Below are 18,858 nucleotides of genomic sequence, written 5' to 3'. Positions count from 1 at the left end.
GCTTGTCCATTCACCGCGAGAAATCATGACCTTCAAACGACGCAAGATTGCCGGCGCCACCCTGTGCGCGCTGACCTGCCTGGCCACCGAACGTGGCGCCGCCGCTGCCGAATCCCCCAACAGTGCCGATGTCGATAGCGGCCAATCCGTCATCGTGACCGGCACCCGCGCCAGCAACCGCACCCAGTTCGATACGCTCGCTCCGGTGGACGTGTTCAGCCGCGAAGAGATCGCGGCCGTCGAGTCGTCGGACCTGAACGACGTGCTGGCGCAGCTGGTGCCGTCGTATGTCGTGCAGCGCCTGCCGATGGCCGATGGACAGGTGTTCGTGCGGCCGGCTACGCTGCGCGGGCTGTCGCCGGACCAGACGCTGGTGCTGGTCAACGGCCGGCGCTTCCACCGCAGCGCGCTGCTGGGCGCGCGTGGGGCGCAGGCCGCCGATCTCGCGCAGATTCCAACCAGCGCCATCAAGCGGATCGAGGTGCTGCGCGACGGAGCCTCGGCGCAGTATGGTTCGGACGCGATCGCGGGCGTCATCAACATCATCCTCGACGACGCCGTTGGCGCCGAGATCTCCGCCCACCATTCGCAGTACAGCGAAGCGGATGGCAAGACCAACGAGCTGCGCGCCAAGTACGGCCTCGCGTTTGGTACCGACGGCAAGCTGAATCTCTTCGCCGAGGCGATGCAGTCGGACCCCACGTCGCGCACGCGCCAGCGCGCCGATGCGATCGCGTTCCAGGCCGCCCATCCTCAGTTGACCGTGCCGAATCCCGTCCAGCGCTGGGGCCAGCCGGAGCTGGACAGCCAGCACCTGGGCTACAACGCCAGCGTGGGGCTGGGCGGCGACACGGTCGCCTACAGCTACGCGCTGTTCACGCATTCGAAGGGCACGTCGGACTTCAACTGGCGCAATCCCGATACCAGCACCAGCGTCTTCAAGACCACCACCGTGTTCCCCGGCTGGGACGTGCGCAGCATCTACCCGGTCGGCTTCAGCCCGCAGTACACGAACAAGTCGAACGACGCGCACGTCCTGGCCGGCGTGCGCGGCAACCTGAGCGACGCGCTGGCGTGGGACGTCAGCGCTTCCTATGGCCGCAACGCGATCGACTACGGCTTGCACAATTCGATCAACGCGTCGCTGGGGCCGAACAGTCCGACGTCGTTCTACCTGGGCCGCCTGACGCAGGACGAAAAGCTCGTCAACGCGAACTTCAACTATGCGTGGAACGTGCCGGCGCTGGCGCAGCCGGTCAACGTCGGCTTCGGTGCCGAGTACCGCAACGAGCGCTATGCGGTGCGCGCTGGCGATCCGGCTTCGTATGCCGTCGGCCCTGGCGCGGCGATGGGCCTGGACGCGAACGCCAACGGCGCGCCCGGCTTCAGCAACACGCAGGCCGGCCGCTGGGACCAGAACAGCTATGCCGCGTACGCGGACGTCGAAGCGCCGCTGACTTCGCGCTTCACGGTCGGTGCCGCATTGCGCTACGAAGACTATTCCGAATTCGGCGACACGTGGAACGGCAAGCTGTCCGCCCGCTTCGCTTTGAGCCCGGATGTCGGCCTGCGCGCATCGTATTCGACGGGCTTCCGCGCGCCCACGCCGGGCCAGCTGAACACCAACAGCACGAGCCAGGGGCTGGACACGCGCACCTTGCTGGTGTTCTCCAGCGGCCGCCTGTCGAACAGCGATCCGCTGGCCGTGATGCTGGGCGCGCAGCCGCTGCAGCCGGAGAAATCTAAGAACCTGTCGCTGGGGCTGACGTGGAAGAGCGCACTGGGCTTATCTGGCTCCGTGGACCTGTACGACATCAAAGTGCGCGACCGCTTCAGCACCTCCGCGTCGTTCGCTGTGCCGGCGGGCGTGGCCAATCCGCTGCGCTACACGTCGGTGAACTACTTCACCAACGACTTCGATACGAGCACGCGCGGTATCGACGTCGTCGGCAGCTGGCGCGGGCGCGTCGCCGATGGGACGATGAACCTGACGGCCGCCTACAACTACAACAAGACGGAGGTCGACGGCGGCAGCTCGGCGGTCGCCACCAACACCACGCAGCGGCTGATCTTCGAAGAGCGCCTGCCGCGCCAGAAGGCGACCTTCAGTGCAGCATATGATCGCAGAGTGTGGAGCGCCCTTGCACGCCTGCGCTATTACGGCTCCTGGACGGACAGCACGGGCAATGCCACCGGCGACATCTTCCAGCGCTTCGGCGCGATGCGCTTCCTCGACCTGGCCGCAAGCTGGCGCGTCACGCCGACGCAGACGCTGCGCTTCGGCGTCGACAACGTGCTGGACAAGTACCCGGACGAAGCGGTGTTCCAGGCCAGCCGCGGCCTGATCTACTCGCGCAACGCGCCGTACGACACCGATGGCCGCAACTTGTACGTCGATTACACGGTGAAGTTTTGAAGCCTCCTGTCTTCAGCCGCCGCGCCTTGCTGCGCACCGGCGCGCTGCTGCCGTTCGTGCCGTCGGTCGCCGGCGCGGCGGTTGCTTCGTTGGCGGATGTGCCGGCGCCGCCGGCGCTGGCGCCCGCAGCACTGGCCGCCGACAACGGCTGGTGGAGCAAGGTCGGCGCGCTGTACGACGTCACCGACGAAGTGGCGATGCTCGACAATGGCTACTGGGGCTCGATGGCGCGCCCCGTTGTCGACGCGTATGCGCGCCACGTCGAACGAGTCAACTCCGGCAACGCCTACTACGGCCGGCTGGCGTTCCCGGACGAGTACGGTGCCGCGCATCGCGCCGTTGCGGAAGCGCTGGGCGTGGGCCGCGACGAGATCGTGCTGACGCGTGGTGCGACGGAAGCGCTGCACGCGCTGATCGGCGGCTACAACCGCCTGCGGCCGGGCGACACGGTGCTGTGCGCGGACCTCGACTACGACAACGTCATCACGACGGTGCACTGGCTGCGGCAGCGCCGCGGCGTGAATGTCGTGCGCATCGACCTGCCGGAACCCGCCACCTACCAGGGCCTGATCGATGCGTACGCGCAGGCGATGGCGCAGCACCCGCGGTTGCGCATGATGATCCTCACGCACGTCAGCCACCGGAACGGCGTCGTGCTGCCCGTTGCCGAGATCGCGCGGATGGCGCGCGAACGGGGCATCGACGTCATCGTCGACACCGCGCACGGCTTCGGCCAGCTCGACATGCGCATCCCCGACCTCGGTGCCGATTTCGCCGCGATCAACCTGCACAAGTGGATCGGCGCGCCGGTCGGCGTGGGTGCCGTGTACATCCGCCGCGGGCGAGTGCGCGATATCGATCCGTACATGGGCGAGGCCGATGGCGACAACATCGCCACGCGCGTCCACACGGGCACGATCAACTTCGCCGCCTACCTGACCGTGCCGCTGGCGCTGCAGGTGCACCAGCGCATCGGCGTCGCCAACAAACAGGCCCGCCTGCACCGGCTGCGCAACCGCTGGGTCGACGCGGCGCGCGAGATCGACGGCATCGACGTGCTAGCCTCCAGCGATCCGCGCCTGACCAGCGCCATTGCCGCGTTCCGGCTGCGCGGCAAACGGTCGGTGGCGGACAACGTCGCGCTGGCCAAGCGGCTATTGCAGGAGCACGGCGTGTTCGTCGTGATGAGGGACGGCCTGGCATCGGGCGCCTGCGTGCGCGTCACGCCCGCCATTTTTACGAGCGAAGCGCAAGTGGACCGGCTCGTGACGGCGCTGCGCGGGTAGCTCGGACATCCCGCGAGGAGAGATTTCGATAGATTTCTCGCAGGAACTATCTGGCACAATCCGGCATCGACGAACTGGAGCTGGGCGAATGCCGGAACACGCAACGCAGGATGTGGACGAGGACTATGACCCGGAGCTGGACTGGGCCAGGCAGAAGGCGCGTGTGCTGTCGGGTGTGGCCATCGTGGTCGGCTGGCCGGTCAGCTTAGTGGGCGGATCTGGGGTCACGGACGACGTCGTCAGCGCGCTCGTCGATGGCGTCCCTCTCGACAAAGCTGTCGCTGCGCTCGGCAACCAGGTGCAGCTCCTGAGTTTCTACATCCCCGTCGCTGCCATTTTCCTGGCCTTCCTGGTTTGGCAGATTGCGATCCATCGGAGGCGCGCGGCCTTGCTGTTCGTGCCTGGGCTGCTCGCGGCGCTCATAATCATTGCCCATAACTCGCTCGCGCAAACCATGTTCGTACGTGAATGCGAGTGCGAACCGCCGCCCATATCGGGCTGGTATGTCATGACGATCACCCTGGCCATCATCGCGACCTGCAGCTGGATACTCGGCACGCTCGCTGCCCGCCTGGTGCCGCCACGTCCGCTGCCATGGGAGCGGGTGCGCCTTGCGGCGTTCGCGTGGACCAACGGCGGCCTGATGCTGCTCGCGTCCCAGATGGCCTTCCTGTACTGGCGCTTCGGCAGCGCGGCGTTCGCGTGACGCCGGTCAGCGCTTCTTCTTCAACACTTCCTTCCTGAACCAGTCGTCCAGCATCTCCTTCTCGTACCCGTACATCTCGTTGTTGTAGCGATTCGAGCTCATCAGGTAGTTCGGATCGGCCACCTTGCTGGTGCCGCTGCTGACGACCGTGCCGTCCTGCTCCACGCTCCAGCGCAGTTCCATGCGCGGCCAGTCGGCACGGCCCTTCAGCACGCGCACGTCCTGGATCGCCACGCGGGGGAACTGGTCGCCCGCCAGGTCGATGTCGACGAATTCCACCTTCAGTACCTGGCCGGCCGGCAGTTGCTCGGCGAGTTTTCCCATGTGCTCGCGGAAGTGCGCTTCCATCCCTTCGCGGTCGGACGCGAAGCGGGGCACGTCCGTCATCTTGTCGAGCGGGCCGTAGGTGACGGTCGCGGTGCCGGCCGATGCGAGGCCCGCCGTCAGCAGCAGGGCCGTCAAGCCTGCCGCGCGTAACATCGTTTTCATCGTATTTCCTTTCAACGTATATGCCGAATATACGTCCTTTCGAACGCGCTGCAATCGTCCGATACAAGCCGTTACGCACCAGCCCAGCACAACGCGCACCGCTTTGAAGCGGCCTGGCGGTGCGCGCGGCACGCCGGCGCCCGATACTTGCTGGCACGAAATTCGCATGAGGATCGGTGTCCACGTGATTACGGGAGGAACATGACACTGCAACAGCTGCGCGACTTCGTTGCCGTCATCGAGCAGGGCGGATTCCGGGCGGCGGCGCGGGCATTGTGCGTCTCGCAGGCGGCGCTGACGAAAAGCGTCGCCAAGCTGGAGGCGGCGCATGGCGTCGAGCTGATGCTGCGCACGCCCGCCGGGCTGCTGCTGACGGAACCGGGCCGCCAGCTGCTCACCTATGCCCGCTCGATTCTCGGCGAAGTCGACGAGGCGATGGCGATGCTGGCGGCGAAGCGGCAGGGCGAGCGCGTCACCGTTGTCGTCGGCGCCAGCATCGATCCGGCGCTGACGCTGGTGCCGCGCGTGTCCGAGGACTTCAAGCGGCGCAACATGCATGCGAACGTGCACGTGCAGCATGGCGCGCCGGGCGACCTCGTCGACCTGCTGCGCGAGGGCCGGCTGAACGTCGTCATCTCGGAAGTGCCGCCCGGCCTGAACCGGGGCAACCTCAGCGTGGAGCCGATCTACACGGAGGCGCTGTTCATCGCCAGCCGGCCCGGTGCGCCGGATGCCTTGGTCGACGGCGGTGCGCTGGCCGAAAGGCCGTGGATCGTGTTCAGCGAAGCGAACAGCGCGAAGCAGCCGCAGGACGAGCTGCGCGACGTGTTCGACAAATGGGGCTGGCGCATGCCGCAGACCGTGTATTCGTCCAGCTCGTTGATCGCCGCGATCGACCACGTGTCGAGCACCGACACGTTCTGCCTGCTGCCCGAACGGCTCTTCAGCCATCCGATCGCGGCGCGCCGCATCAAGAAGACGGCCGTCGCGGGCCGCCCCGTGGCCGAGCGCGAAGTCGCCATCATCACGAAGGGCACGCGCCACTGCAGCGGCGGCGTCGCGGAATTCGTGTCGATGACGCGCTCGCTGGCCCGGCTGCGCGACGTGGCGTTTGCCTGACGGCGGCGGCCACTTTATTCGCGCAGCTTGCGCACGTCCTCCGCGGGCATCGGCGGCCCGTCCACGTGGCCGAGGTTCGACCGCACATAGGTGACGACGGCGGCGATCTGCTCGTCGCTCATCATGCCGGCAAATGGCGGCATGCCGCGGTAGCCGCGCACGACGCGGTACGCCACGTAGTCCTGGCTTTGCACGCGCGGGTTGTCCGCCAGCTTCGGATAGAAGCCGGCGCCGCGCGCCCCTTCGCCATGCGCCATGTGGCAGCCCTGGCAGCTGGCCGCGTACAGCGCCTTGCCGTCCTGCTGGGCGAAGCGAAAGCCTTTCGACAGCTGCGGCACATCGGCCGCCGCCGTGCTGCCGCAGGCGAGTGCGAGGATGAGAGGAATGAGGAATGTTTTCATGCCTTGGCCGCCTTGATCTTCGCATGCAGCCGCGTGATGGCATCCTGCGCGGACAGCACGGCGCCTTCCTGCCAGCCGCCGATGAACGATGCGTGCTCGCCGGCCAGCACGAGGCGATTGTCGATGGCGCACAGGTTGTCGTAATGCCGATCGCGCGTCTTGTCGGTCCACGTCGCCATGCAGCCGTTGATCCATGGGACGCGGTGCCAGCCGACCGACACGCCATTGTCGAATTCGCGTTCGTACTGCGGGTGCATCTGGCCACCCTGGCGCACGACTTCGCGCAGCCGGTCGGCCGGGTCCATCGCCGAGAACTCGAACGCGTTCGGCCCGAACATGTAGGCGCCCAGCACGACGGCCGGTCCCTGGGCGTTGAAGCCCGCGTTGGGGTAGCTGATGCGGTTGATCGGCAGCTCCGTGTACGAGATGCCGCCGAAGATGCCGTCGTCCTGCTCCCAGAAGCGGCGCTTGAATTGCAGGCCGGCCTTGAACGCGGCCGCATACGGCACCGCCTCGATGGCGGCCAGCAGTTCGGGGCGCGCCTGCAAGTCGACCTGGCTCAGGATCGACAATGGAATCGTGCACACGCACCAGTCGGCCTTCGCTTGCCGGACGCCCCGGCCCGGCTGGCGCGCATCTTCATACGTCACGGTGACGCCGCGCGCATCCTGGGCGATCGCCGTCACCTTCGCATGGAACTGCACGTGCGGTTTCACCCGTTCGTACAGCGCCAGCGCGATGCGGTCCATGCCGCCCTTCGGCTGGAAGATGCTGGTCTGGAATTCATACTGGTGCGCGACCGCCAGGCTTTGCCACAGCCGCGAGCGCACCAGTTCACTGCGCGCGACCGGCGTCGAATACTGGGCGCGGGCCATCAGGCCCCCGCCGGGCGGCACGTCATAGCCGCGCCGCTCGCTCGACACGAAGCCTTTCGCGTACAGCAGGTCCTTGTCCAGTCCCCCGAACGATGCCAGCGATTCGAGCAGCTTGTCCTTTTCCTCGGCACTGATGTCGCCATCGAGCCCGCCCCGGTTGGCGGCCTTGGCCAGCAGCTCCGCCACGTGACCGTTGTAGTCGGCCTGCACGGCGCGGTAGCGCTGCGGCTTGCCGCCGAATGCGCCGGGGCTGTGCAGGTAAGCGTTGTAATTGACCTGGATGAAGGGTTCGAGCGGCACGTTGAGGCGGCGCGCGTAATCCAGCATGCCGTGATGGTGGTAGGGGATGCGCCACGGCCCCGGGTTCACGTATTCGCCCTGCGCGAAGCGGCACACTTGCGTGGCGCCGCCCAGCTCCGTGTAGCGGTCGCCGCCGCGGATCGTCCAGCTGCGGCCACCGGCGCGCCCGTTATATTCGAGCACCTGCACGTCGTAGCCCGCGTTGCGCAATTCGTACGCCGCCACCAGGCCGGCCATGCCGGCGCCCAGCACCAGCACCTTCGTGCCTTTCGGCGCGCCATCGAGCCGCGGCGGCCCCTGGAACGGCGAAGCCTGCGCAAAGCCCAGCGACGTCATCGCGTGGTACATCGCCGCGCCGCCGAACGTCTTGCCCACCAGCGCCAGCATGCGCCGGCGGCTGAGGCCCGAACTGTCGGCCGGACTGCCGGGCGAACCGAGGGGGGAACCTGTCTGCCGCATCGCGCTCCTTTCCGATCCATCATGACAGCCACATCGTCGCGGGGGACGGCGCCGGCGTCGACAGCAGCGCGGTGTTCGTGATCGCTTGCGGCGATCAGCTCGGCGCAGGTTCCGCTCGCAGCACTTTTACCACGGCCGCGAATTCCTCGCCGCCGAACCCGGCGCGGTCCGCATCGCGCAGCAACTGCGCGATCAGCGCGGGCAAGCCGGCATGCAGGCGTCGCTCCCGCATCGCTTCCTCGATGCGCCGGGTTGCATCGACGGAAATCGACAGCGGGCTTTGTGAAACCGCGTAATCCTCCGCGGCGATCGACCCGGCCTCGTGGCGCAGGAAGGCGCCGAACGATGGCGACATCGCATGCACGATGTCGCCATAGGCGCGCACGTCCAGTCCCTCGCGCCCGGCCAGTGCGGCGCCCTGGAAGAAACCTGCCGCGGCGCCGTACACGTAGGACAGCGTGGCCAGGTCCATCGTGGCGGCCGCGCCAGGGTTCTCGCCAAGGTAAACGACGTTGCCGCCGAAGGCCGCGAGCACGTCGCGGGCGCGGTCATGGTCGGCCGCCGCGCCGGACAGCAGGATCGTCGTATCCGGCTTGCCCATCTGCTCCGGCGCGACCTGGATCGCGCCGGCGAGAAAGCCGGCGCCCAGCGCATGCGCCTCCCCGGCCGCGGCACGCGCTTCCTGCGGGCTCACGGTGGTCAGCTGCAGCAGCACCTTGCCCTGCAAGGCGGCCGCGACGCCATCCATCGCCAGCACGCTGCGGGCCGCGGCGTCGTCGTGCACGCACATGACGACGACCTGCGCATCGCGCACGGCCTGCGCCGGCGTTGGCGCCACGACGGCGCCCGCCGCCGCGAGCGGCGTGCTCCTGCCCGGACTGCGGTTCCAGACGTGCACTTGCATGTCCGCCTGCAGCAGCAGGCGGGCCAGCGTGGAGCCCATCTGGCCCAAGCCGATAACGGCAACCTGTTTCATCGCGTTCTCCTGTGATGTGGGAGGCGCCAGTATCGTGATGTACCATTTGCACCGTCAAGTACGTACTTTTTCATCAGGTACTACCCAATTGGTAAGTTTTGGAGGAAGTTTTGGCGACTAAACCGTTCAACTGCGGCATCGGGCCGGCCTTCGAAGTCATCGGCGGCAAGTGGAAAGCCGTGATCCTGTACGAGCTGCACGCGCAGCCCGTGCGCACGGGCGAATTGCGCCGCCTGCTGGGCGGCATCACGGAAAAGATGCTGATCCAGCAGTTGCGCGAGATGGAGGCGGACGGCCTCGTCACGCGCACCGCGTATCCGGAAGTGCCGCCGCGCGTCGAGTACTCGCTGACGCGCGCCGGGGCTGAGCTCAACAAGGCGCTGGGGCCGGTGGCGGACTGGGGGCGCAAGTATGCCGCGGCACGCGAGTCGCGCCGGTGACCGCCTGTTGCTTGAACATTACGACTTTCCTTTAGAATACCGCGTTCCTCTACCATCCAGGCAGGCCATGGCAACGCAAGGCGAGTACGACTACTTCAAAAACATCGGCGCGGACGGCATGCGGCATGCGGTCCACAAGCCGTGGTCCGACAGCCAGTGCGGCCTGTACCTGATGGAGCTGGGCGCGATGATGGGCCTGATGCCGGAAGGTGGCCGGCTGCTCGACATGGGGTGCGGCACGGGCTGGACCAGCGTGCTGTTCGCGAAGCGGGGCTACGACGTGATCGGCCAGGACCTGGTGCCGGAAGCGATCGAGGCAGGGCGCGGACTGAAGCAGCAGAATGGCCTCGCGAACCTGGACTTCGTCAGCGGCGACTACGAGTCGCTGACCTTCAACGAGGAGTTCGACGTGGTCGTGTTCTTCGATTGCCTGCACCACGCCGTGGACGAAGTCGGCGCACTGCGCAGCGCCTACCGCGCGCTGAAGCCGGGCGGCATCTGCATCACGTCGGAACCTGGGCGCGGCCACGAGCGGCGCTCGCGCGCCGTAATGGAGGAATTCGGCGTCACCGAACGCGACATGCATCCGGCGAAGATCATCCGCGCCGCGAAGAAGGTCGGCTTCCGCTCGTTCAGCGTACATCCCCACGCATCCTACCTGTACATCTCGTTGTACCGGCAAGACCAGCGCGGCCTGCTCGGCAAGCTGTTCCGCATCCCCGGCATGCGCACGCTCGTCGGCCTGTTCACGGTGCTGCTGTCGAAGCACCAGGCAGGCATCACGGTACTGCGCAAGTGACGCAGCCGCCGGCAGCAGCGGGGATCGCGATCGTGCGTGCCAATGCGGCATCGGTCGCCGCGCTGGCGCACTGCGACTTTTCGTTCGAGATCGCCAGCGAGCTGACCGCACCGTTCGACGACGAGTGCGTGGCGCGCGCCACACCCTTGGCGGCGCCGTACCGCAAGCGCTACGACGTCGATTTCGATGAGATCGGGTCCACCCTGGACGATGCCGACTGCGCCGTATTCGTCGCGCAGGCGGCCGGCCACGCGGTGGGCTACCTGATCGTCGGCCGCTGCTGGAGCGGCTATGCGATCGTCGAGGACTTCGCCGTCGATGCAGCGCATCGCGGCCTTGGCCTGGCACGGCAGCTGATGGATGCGGCGGTCGGCTGGGCGCAGGCGCATGGCATGCCGGGCTTGCGGTTGGAGACGCAATCGAACAATGTGGCCGCATGCCGCTTTTACCGGCGCTATGGCTTCACGCTGGGCGGCCATGACCACCATCTGTACCGGGCGCTGCACCCTGGCACGCGGGAGGTGGCGCTGTACTGGTACCTGCCGTTTGCCCTGAAGGAGCGCTAGCGGCGCGCGCGCTGCGTCGGCACGAAGCGCAGCAGGAACACGGTGACGGCCACGCCGATCGCCGCGAGCAGCAGCACCAGGGCCACGTGCGGCACGCGCGTCATCGAATAGCCCATCGATACCCACATCAGCAGCAGGATGGCCAGCTTGCCGCGCAGCGGCAGGCCGCGGCCATCCTCCCAGTCGCGCAGGTATTTGCCGAACAGGCGGTTGGTGCGCAGCCAGTTGTGCATGCGCGTCGAGCCGCGCGCGAAACAGGCCGACGCCAGCAGCAGGAACGGCGTGGTCGGCAGCAGCGGCAGGAATACGCCGAGCACGGCCAGGACCACGGCGATGGCGCCGATCAGATTGAGCAGGAATTTCATCGAGGTATGCATGGGAACAGATCGATCGTACCACCCGCAAGGCTGTGCCGGGCCGCCGTTTTTCACGGCAGGCACCCGGAGTTATTGGATGAACCGCCTGCCGAAAATGCCTAGGTCATTATGCCCACTTGCAGCATAAATTATCAAACTGTATAATTGCCTGTCAGCAATAGAAATAAGATTTCGCTTGCGACGATAAGAACGGAATTCACCACTTAAAATCAGGATATATAATGTTCAAGAAACTCGCCGCCGCCGCCGCTCTGGCCCTGATGGCTTCCTCCTCCTTCGCAGCCGCTCCGACCGGCTTCTACATCGGCGGTGACGTCGGTGGCACGAAGATCGACGATTTCGACAGCACCAAGAAAGCCATCGGCGCGTTCGCAGGCTACGGCATCAACCAGAACGTCGCAGTGGAACTGGGCTACCGCCAGCACGGCGACTTCGAATACTACGGCACGGAAGTCAAGGCCAAGCAGACCCACCTGTCGGTTATCGGCTCGTTCCCGCTGAACAACCAACTGGACGTGTACGGCCGCCTGGGCGCTTCCTACCTGAAAGTCGAAGCCGACTACCGCGGCTACAAGAGCGACGACAGCGACACCAAGGTCCTGTACGGCATCGGCCTGAACATGAGCTTCACGCCGAACATCTTCGGCCGCGTCGAAGTGCAGAAAATGAGCAGCGATTCGACGACCCTGAACGTCGGCGTCGGCTACAAGTTCTGATTCCAGCCGCATAAAATACCCGGCCGCCGGTGAGTTACTCCGGCGCCGATTAAAACCGGCATCCTCGCGTATTTGGCGCGGGGGTGCCGGTTTTTTTATGGGCGTACGGCCGAAAAATCTTTGTTTTGCGGGCCGGCGATTGATGAGCGTCGCTCATAAGCCCATGTGCGCAACCGTGTGCATCCCTTCCGCGTAATGCATTTACCATCACTGATTGGTTCTCATGGGCCCGCCAGAGGCCCTGCATGCAGCGAACCTTCCTGCCACCATCCCACCCGCAAAGGAAGTGAACAATGGAAGATATCGACACGACCCGGCGCGACCTGCTGATCGCGGGCGCGCTGACCGCCACCGCCGCCGCCGTGCCGACCGTCGCCGGTGCGCAGCCGAGCGCCGGCACCCAGGCGCCGCCACCGGCACCCGTCACGTCGCGCGTCACGTTGAAAGTGAACGGCCGCCAGCAGACGATCGCCGTCGACACCCGCACCACGTTGCTGGACCTGCTGCGCGAGCAGCTGCACCTGACCGGCACCAAGAAGGGCTGCGACCAGGGCCAGTGCGGCGCCTGCACGGTGATCGTCGACGGCCGCCGCATCAACTCCTGCCTGTCGCTGGCCGTGATGCACGAAGGTTCCGAGGTGACGACGATCGAAGGCCTCGGCACGCCGGAGAAACTGCATCCGATGCAGGCCGCGTTCGTGAAGCACGACGGCTACCAATGCGGCTACTGTACTCCCGGCCAGATCTGTTCGGCCGTCGCCGTGCTGGACGAGATCCGCCAGGGCATTCCCAGCCACGTGACGGCCGACCTGACGCAGCGCCCGCTGCTGACGGAGACGGAAATCCGCGAGCGCATGAGCGGCAACATTTGCCGCTGCGGTGCCTATTCGAACATCGTCGATGCGATTGTCGAAATATCCGGGAGGCCCGCATGAAAGTCTTCAGCTACGAGAAGGCCCGCACGCCCGCCGAAGCCGCGGCGGCGGTCGCGCGGGTGCCGGGCGCCCGCTTCATCGCCGGCGGCACGAACCTGCTGGACCTGATGAAGCTCGAGATCGAAACGCCGCCGCACCTGGTAGACGTGAACGGCCTGCAGCTCGACAAGATCGAAGCGACGCGCGACGGCGGCCTGCGCGTCGGCGCGCTGGTCCGCAACACGGACCTCGCGGCGGACGAGCGCGTGCGCCGCGATTACGGCGTGCTGTCGCGCGCCTTGCTGGCCGGGGCTTCGGCGCAGCTGCGCAACAAGGCCACCACGGCCGGCAACCTGCTGCAGCGCACGCGCTGCCCGTACTTCTACGACACGAACATGGCCTGCAACAAGCGCCAGCCGGGCAGCGGCTGCTCGGCGATCGGCGGCTTCACGCGCCACAACGCGATCGTCGGCGTCAGCGATGCCTGCATCGCCACCCACCCGAGCGACATGGCCGTGGCGATGGCCGTGCTGGATGCGACCGTCGAGACGGTGCAGCCGAACGGCGCCACGCGCACGATCCCGATCGCCGACTTCCACAAGCTGCCCGGTAACACGCCGCACATCGAGCACGCGCTGGCGCCCGGGGAACTGATCACCGCGGTCACGCTGCCGCGCCCCGCCGGCGGCACGCACATCTACCGCAAGGTGCGCGACCGCGCCTCGTATGCGTTCGCGCTCGTCTCCGTGGCGGCCATCGTGCAGCGCGACGGCACCGGCCGCGTCGCACTCGGTGGTGTCGCCCACAAGCCATGGCGCATGCCGGCCGCGGAGCAGTACCTGCCGCGCGGCGGCAAGGCCGTGGCCGATGCGCTGCTGGCCGATGCGAAGCCCACGCACGACAACGCGTTCAAGATTCCCCTCGTCCAGCGCACGCTTGACGCTGTGCTGGCCGAAGCGAAGAAAGGATGATGCGATGAAGTTCACCACTCCCGCCACCACCAATCCGATCGACCAGTTGAAAGTGGTCGGCAAACCGACGGACCGCATCGACGGCCCGTACAAGACCACCGGCACTGCGCGTTACGCCTATGAGCGCCATGACGTGGCACCGAACGCCGCCTACGGGTACGTGATCGGTGCCGCGATCGCCAAGGGCCGCATCACATCGATCGACACGGCCGAAGCACGGCGCGCACCCGGCGTGCTGGCCATCGTCACGCACGAGAATGCGGGCAAGCTGGGCAAGGGCAAGTACAACACGGCGACACTGCTGGCCGGCCCGGAAGTCGAGCACTATCACCAGGCCGTTGCGGTCGTCGTCGCCGAGACGTTCGAACAGGCGCGCGCCGCCGCATCCCTGGTGCGCGTGCGCTATGCCGAGACGAAGGGCGCATACGACCTGGCCAAGGCCAAGGGCAGCGCCAAGCTGCCGAAGAAGGAAGATGACCCGGAAACGAAGGCCGGCAACTTCCAGTCCGCGTTCGACGCGGCGCCGGTGAAGCTGGATGCCACCTACACGACGCCGGACCAGAGCCACGCGATGATGGAGCCGCACGCATCGGTCGCCGCATGGGATGGCGACAAGCTGACCGTGTGGACGTCGAACCAGATGATCGACTGGGGCAAGGGCGACATGGCGAAGACGCTCGGCATCCCGAAGGAGAACGTGCGCTACGTGTCGCCGTACATCGGCGGCGGTTTCGGCGGCAAGCTGTTCGTGCGGGCCGAGGCACTGCTGGCGGCGCTGGGCGCGAAGGCGGCGCGGCGGCCCGTGAAGGTGGCGCTGCAGCGCGCGCTGGTGATCAACAACACGACGCACCGGCCGGCCACGATCCAGCGCATCCGCTTCGGCGCCACGCGCGAGGGCCGCATCACGGCGATCGCGCACGAGAGCTGGTCGGGCGACCTCCCGGACGGCAAGCCGGAAACGGCAGTGAACCAGACCCGCCTGCTGTACGCGGGCGCGCACCGGCTGACGCGGATGCTGCTGGCCACGCTCGATCTGCCGGAAGGGAACGCGATGCGCGCGCCCGGCGAGGCACCTGGCTTGATGGCGCTGGAGATCGCGGTCGACGAGCTGGCCGAGAAGCTGAAGATGGACCCCGTCACGCTGCGCATCGTCAACGACACGACGGTCGACCCGGAAAAGCGCACCCGCAAGTTCTCGCAGCGCCGCTTCGTCGAGTGCCTGCGCACGGGCGCCGAGCGGTTCGGCTGGAACCGGCGCAACCCGTTGCCCGGCCAGGTGCGCGACGGCCGCTGGCTGGTCGGCCTGGGCGTGGCGGCGGCGTTCCGCAACAACCTCGTGCAGAAGTCCGCGGCGCGCGTGCGGCTCGGCGCCGACGGCGTCGTCACTGTCGAAACGGACATGACGGACATCGGCACCGGCAGCTACACGATCATCGCGCAGACGGCCGCGGAGATGATGGGCGTGGGGCTGGCCAAGGTCGTCGTCAAGTTGGGCGATTCTGACTTCCCCGTCTCCGCCGGCTCGGGCGGCCAGTGGGGCGGCAACAGCTCCACCGCCGGCGTGTATGCCGCGTGCGTGAAGCTGCGCGAAGCCGTCTGCAAGAAGCTCGGCCTGGCAGCGGATGCCGAGTTCACGGACGGCACCGTGCGCGCGGGCGGCAAGTCGGTGCCGCTGCGCGACGCGGCCGCAAGCGGCGAAGTGGTGGCCGAGGACAAGATGGAATACGGGGACCTGGACAAGAAGTTCCAGCAATCGACATTCGGCGCCCATTTCGTCGAAGTGGCGGTCGATGCCTACACGGGCGAGACGCGGATCCGGCGCATGCTGGCCGTGTGCGCGGCCGGCCGCATCCTGAACCCGAAGTCGGCACGCAGCCAGGTGATCGGCGCGATGACGATGGGAGCCGGCGCGGCACTGATGGAGGACCTGGTCGTCGACAAGCGCCTCGGCTTCTTCGTCAACCACGACCTGGCGTCGTACGAGGTGCCCGTGCATGCGGACATCCCGCACCAGGAGGTGATCTTCCTCGACGAGACGGACCCGATGTCGTCGCCGATGAAGGCAAAGGGGGTCGGTGAGCTGGGTATCTGCGGCGTCGCCGCGGCGATCGCGAATGCGATCCACAACGCCACCGGCGTCCGGGTGCGCGAGTACCCGATCACGCTGGACAAGCTGATCGGGAAGTTGCCGCAAGTCGCGTAAGATGACGGCAGGCGCGGGCAACGTGCCCGCGCCGTTACTCCCGAACCGGAAAGGACCGTCATGAAACTGCTTGCCGCCTTGCTGTTCTCCACCGCCTCGCTCAGCCTCGCCCCGTTCGCCCATGCCCAGGGCGTGCAGCCGCCGCAGGACCCGCAGGTGCTTGCCGCGGCCCAGCAGGCCGCGGAACAGTGGCTGGCGGTGGTCGATGAAGGCCGGTACACGGCATCGTGGGAGCAGGGCGCGCAGGTGTTGAAGAACGCCGTCAGCGTTGCGCAGTGGGAGAAGGGCATGCGTGACGCACGCATGCCGGTCGGCACCGTGCAGGGCAGGACGCTGATGTCGTCCGTCTACGCCACGACTTTGCCCGGCGCGCCGCGAGGCCATTACGTGGTGCTGCAATACGCCAGCCGGTTCACCGACCGTGCCAATGCGATCGAGACGGTGACGCCGACGCGGGAGGAAGATGGCACCTGGCGGGTGGCCGGTTATTTCATACGCTGAGCGCGGCGCGATAATCGATGCGATTCATTTAATCTGCAACAACAGCAGGCTCTTTTTTATTTGACATTATTCGGCGCCCTGCCAGATGATCGTTGGTTTTCACAACGGTTAATTCAAATGAATAACTTGCTGTTTGCATCCCTGCTGGTCGCGGCGGCGCCGGCAATGGCCGCGCCGCCCGTCGCGGCATTCTTCGACGAACCGAATATCAGCAAGGTACAGCTGTCCCCGAAAGGGAACTACGTGGCCTTCCTGCGTAATGCCCCGGACGGCAAGCAGATGGTCGTCGTGCGCGAGACGCGCGACCTGGACAAGTACACGGTGCCCGGTTCCACCGACAGCGAAAACGCCGTGATCACGTCGATCCACTGGATCAACGAGAACAGGGTCGGCTTCACCGTCAAGGATCGGCGCGTCGAATTCGAAGGCAATTACGAGGAGTTTGCGGCGGACCGGGATGGCAATAACGTCACCCACCTGATCTCGGGGAACTGGCGGCACCGCGCGGAAAGGACGGGCAGCCACCTGCAAAGCCGCATCCTGACAGCGGATTACGGCTACTGGGGCGCCACGCACGATGGTTCGGACGACATCATCGTCCAGAAATACCTGTGGAATAACGTCGACTACCAGCCCGAATCGTCGCGGCTGTACCGGCTCAATACCCGCACGCGGCAGTTGTCGGACATGTTGCCCGGCTCGATGCCCGCGCGGGTGCAGGAGTGGCTGGTGGATGCCGACTCGGCGCCCCGCATCGCGGTCTCGGTCGACAAGGGCCGCTGCATCGTGTCGTACCGCGACAAGGATGCCGCCAAGTGGAGCGAACTGGCGAACGACCCATGCCTCGGCAGCACGGGTTTCGTGCCGTCGTTCTTCGACAGCCGCAACACGCTGTACGTGACGGCCACGCACAAGGGCCACACGGCGCTGTTCGCGTATGACCTGGCGAAGCGCCAGCGCTCGGCCGAGCCGCTCGTCGCTGTGGATGGCTTCGATTACAGCGGCGAGGCGGCGCTCGACTACGTTGCCAAGAGCACGCTGGGCCTGCACCTGGAGACTGATGCGAAGACCACGGTGTGGTTCGATGCGGCCATGAAGGACGTGCAGCAGAAGGTCGATACGCTGCTGCCCGGCCTCGTCAACCGCATCCGCTGCGGCGACGATTGCCGCAACTCGGCCGCGCTGCTGGTCGAGTCCAGCTCGGACCGGCAGCCGACGCAATACCTGGTCTATACGCCATCCACGGGCAAACTCATCAGCTTGGGCAGCGAACATCCGGACATCGTGGCCGCCCAGATGGGCCGGCGCGACTTCCAGCGCTTCAAGGCGCGCGACGGCATGCAGATTCCTGTCTACGTGACGATGCCGCCGGGCCAGGCGAAAGGGCCGTTACCCACGGTGGTACTGGTGCACGGCGGGCCCTGGCTGCGCGGCGGCTCGTGGGAATTCGATGCGGAGGCCCAGTTCCTGGCGTCGCGCGGCTATCTGGTGCTGCAGCCGGAATTTCGCGGCAGTACCGGCTTCGGCTACCGCCACTTCGAAGCGGGCTGGAAGCAGTGGGGCCGGGCGATGCAGGACGATCTGGCCGACACGGCGCAATGGGCAATCGGCCAAGGTTGGGCCGACCCCGGCCGCATCGCCATCATGGGCGGCAGCTACGGTGGCTATGCATCGCTGATGGGATTGATTCGCCACCCGACCATTTTCCGCTGCGCCGTGGACCTGGCCGGGCCGTCCGACATCGGCCTGGTTTTCACGGTGGCCGAGTCGGATGCGTCGCGCGAGGCGCTGCAGTACGGCATGCGGACATTGCTGGGAGACCCCGAAACGGAAGCGGCGGCGCTGCGGGAAGTATCGCCGCTGGCCCAGGCGGCGAAGCTGACACGGCCCGTGCTGATTGCCCACGGCGCGGAAGATGTGCGGGTGCCGATGGTGCATGCGAGCCGGCTGCGCAGCGCATTGAAGCATAACCCGGGCGTGGAATACGTCGTGTATCCGGAAGAAGGGCATACGCTGCGCCGCGCGGAAGACCGGCGCGATTTCTACAAGCGGGTGGAGGCGTTCCTGGCGGCGAACCTGAAATGATGGCCGTTTCTCAAAGCTGATAAAAGATTAATTCTCACCAAATCTCACATATTATCGATACGCGGGGCCGGGATTAATTCCCGGCCCCGCTTTTTTTAAGCCCCGCCGATTCTCACCAATTCTCACTATTTTCAGCCTTCATGTTGGGATAATCCGACAAAAGCAACAATTTTCTTAATCTGAATATATAAAATCAATCATTTTAGTTTCCATGCGGAAACGATAAAGCTATACTCCATTGCTGAAGTATTTCTGTGCG

18 protein-coding genes are annotated in these 18,858 nt (G+C 66.3%); 13 read left to right on the top strand and 5 right to left on the bottom strand.

Annotated elements, in window-relative coordinates; all coding sequences use genetic code 11:
* Positions 1-25: 25 nt before the first annotated feature.
* From IP92_RS09255 to IP92_RS09245, 3 genes are all read left to right on the top strand, one after another.
* Entirely contained in the window at positions 26-2,416 is a 2,391-nt protein-coding gene (locus tag IP92_RS09255; protein ID WP_145874265.1) for a TonB-dependent receptor plug domain-containing protein, read from the top strand.
* Entirely contained in the window at positions 2,413-3,702 is a 1,290-nt protein-coding gene (locus IP92_RS09250; protein ID WP_145874264.1) for an aminotransferase class V-fold PLP-dependent enzyme, read from the top strand. The genes IP92_RS09255 and IP92_RS09250 overlap by 4 nt, the downstream gene beginning before the upstream one ends.
* An 88-nt stretch (positions 3,703-3,790) precedes the next feature.
* Positions 3,791-4,408, top strand: a complete 618-nt coding sequence (locus IP92_RS09245; RefSeq protein ID WP_145874263.1) for a hypothetical protein — start codon at positions 3,791-3,793, stop codon at positions 4,406-4,408.
* A gap of 6 nt (positions 4,409-4,414) precedes the next feature.
* Here IP92_RS09245 and IP92_RS09240 read toward each other — a convergent pair whose 3' ends face one another.
* On the bottom strand, positions 4,415-4,897 hold the full coding sequence (locus IP92_RS09240) for a DUF3016 domain-containing protein (RefSeq protein WP_158206728.1): 483 nt from the start codon (positions 4,895-4,897) through the stop codon (positions 4,415-4,417).
* Between the two features lie 201 nt (positions 4,898-5,098).
* Here IP92_RS09240 and IP92_RS09235 point away from each other — a divergent pair, with 201 nt between their 5' ends.
* On the top strand, positions 5,099-6,016 hold the full coding sequence (locus IP92_RS09235) for a LysR family transcriptional regulator (RefSeq protein WP_145874261.1): 918 nt from the start codon (positions 5,099-5,101) through the stop codon (positions 6,014-6,016).
* A gap of 14 nt (positions 6,017-6,030) precedes the next feature.
* On the opposite strand, the gene IP92_RS09230 is transcribed toward IP92_RS09235, so the two are convergent.
* The 3 genes from IP92_RS09230 to IP92_RS09220 form a co-directional block, all read right to left on the bottom strand.
* Entirely contained in the window at positions 6,031-6,417 is a 387-nt protein-coding gene (locus IP92_RS09230) for a c-type cytochrome (protein WP_145874260.1), read from the bottom strand.
* Positions 6,414-8,051: an NAD(P)/FAD-dependent oxidoreductase gene (locus IP92_RS09225; RefSeq protein WP_145874259.1), complete on the bottom strand. Its 1,638-nt coding sequence runs from the start codon at positions 8,049-8,051 to the stop codon at positions 6,414-6,416. The genes IP92_RS09230 and IP92_RS09225 overlap by 4 nt, the downstream gene beginning before the upstream one ends.
* 94 nt (positions 8,052-8,145) lie before the next feature.
* Positions 8,146-9,057, bottom strand: a complete 912-nt coding sequence (locus tag IP92_RS09220; RefSeq protein WP_260070947.1) for an NAD(P)-dependent oxidoreductase — start codon at positions 9,055-9,057, stop codon at positions 8,146-8,148.
* Between the two features lie 80 nt (positions 9,058-9,137).
* Between IP92_RS09220 and IP92_RS09215 the strand changes: the two genes are divergently transcribed.
* From IP92_RS09215 to IP92_RS09205, 3 genes are all read left to right on the top strand, one after another.
* Entirely contained in the window at positions 9,138-9,467 is a 330-nt protein-coding gene (locus tag IP92_RS09215) for a winged helix-turn-helix transcriptional regulator (protein ID WP_145874257.1), read from the top strand.
* A 67-nt stretch (positions 9,468-9,534) separates the two neighbouring features.
* Positions 9,535-10,266, top strand: coding sequence for a class I SAM-dependent methyltransferase (locus IP92_RS09210; protein ID WP_158206727.1), 732 nt, complete (start codon positions 9,535-9,537; stop codon positions 10,264-10,266).
* Positions 10,263-10,832, top strand: coding sequence for a GNAT family N-acetyltransferase (locus tag IP92_RS09205; RefSeq protein WP_199271935.1), 570 nt, complete (start codon positions 10,263-10,265; stop codon positions 10,830-10,832). The genes IP92_RS09210 and IP92_RS09205 overlap by 4 nt, the downstream gene beginning before the upstream one ends.
* Here the strand turns inward: IP92_RS09205 and IP92_RS09200 are convergent.
* Positions 10,829-11,197: a YbaN family protein gene (locus IP92_RS09200; RefSeq protein WP_145874255.1), complete on the bottom strand. Its 369-nt coding sequence runs from the start codon at positions 11,195-11,197 to the stop codon at positions 10,829-10,831. The two genes, IP92_RS09205 and IP92_RS09200, sit on opposite strands and share 4 nt — an antisense overlap.
* A 233-nt stretch (positions 11,198-11,430) precedes the next feature.
* Between IP92_RS09200 and IP92_RS09195 the strand changes: the two genes are divergently transcribed.
* The 6 genes from IP92_RS09195 (at position 11,431) to IP92_RS09170 (ending at position 18,599) form a co-directional block, all read left to right on the top strand.
* Positions 11,431-11,925, top strand: coding sequence for a porin family protein (locus tag IP92_RS09195; RefSeq protein WP_145874254.1), 495 nt, complete (start codon positions 11,431-11,433; stop codon positions 11,923-11,925).
* Positions 11,926-12,218: 293 nt separating this feature from the next.
* Positions 12,219-12,860: an aldehyde dehydrogenase iron-sulfur subunit PaoA gene (gene paoA / locus IP92_RS09190; protein ID WP_145874253.1), complete on the top strand. Its 642-nt coding sequence runs from the start codon at positions 12,219-12,221 to the stop codon at positions 12,858-12,860.
* Positions 12,857-13,810, top strand: a complete 954-nt coding sequence (locus tag IP92_RS09185; RefSeq protein WP_145874252.1) for an FAD binding domain-containing protein — start codon at positions 12,857-12,859, stop codon at positions 13,808-13,810. Before paoA ends, IP92_RS09185 begins: the two co-directional genes overlap by 4 nt.
* 4 nt (positions 13,811-13,814) lie before the next feature.
* The gene (paoC, locus tag IP92_RS09180) at positions 13,815-16,013 is read left to right on the top strand and encodes an aldehyde oxidoreductase molybdenum-binding subunit PaoC (protein WP_145874251.1); all 2,199 of its coding nucleotides are present in this window, start codon (positions 13,815-13,817) and stop codon (positions 16,011-16,013) included.
* Positions 16,014-16,073: 60 nt separating this feature from the next.
* Positions 16,074-16,514 carry a DUF4019 domain-containing protein gene (locus IP92_RS09175; protein ID WP_145874250.1) on the top strand — a complete coding sequence of 147 codons (441 nt, stop codon included), beginning with the start codon at positions 16,074-16,076 and terminating at the stop codon, positions 16,512-16,514.
* Positions 16,515-16,631: 117 nt separating this feature from the next.
* The gene (locus IP92_RS09170) at positions 16,632-18,599 is read left to right on the top strand and encodes an alpha/beta hydrolase family protein (protein ID WP_145874249.1); all 1,968 of its coding nucleotides are present in this window, start codon (positions 16,632-16,634) and stop codon (positions 18,597-18,599) included.
* Positions 18,600-18,858: the final 259 nt, after the last annotated feature.

The sequence above is a fragment of the Pseudoduganella flava genome, assembly GCF_007830495.1.
Taxonomy (GTDB): domain Bacteria; phylum Pseudomonadota; class Gammaproteobacteria; order Burkholderiales; family Burkholderiaceae_D; genus Rugamonas; species Rugamonas flava.
Note: the sequence above shows the minus strand (reverse complement) of the source record. Positions and strands in the feature narration are given on the sequence as shown.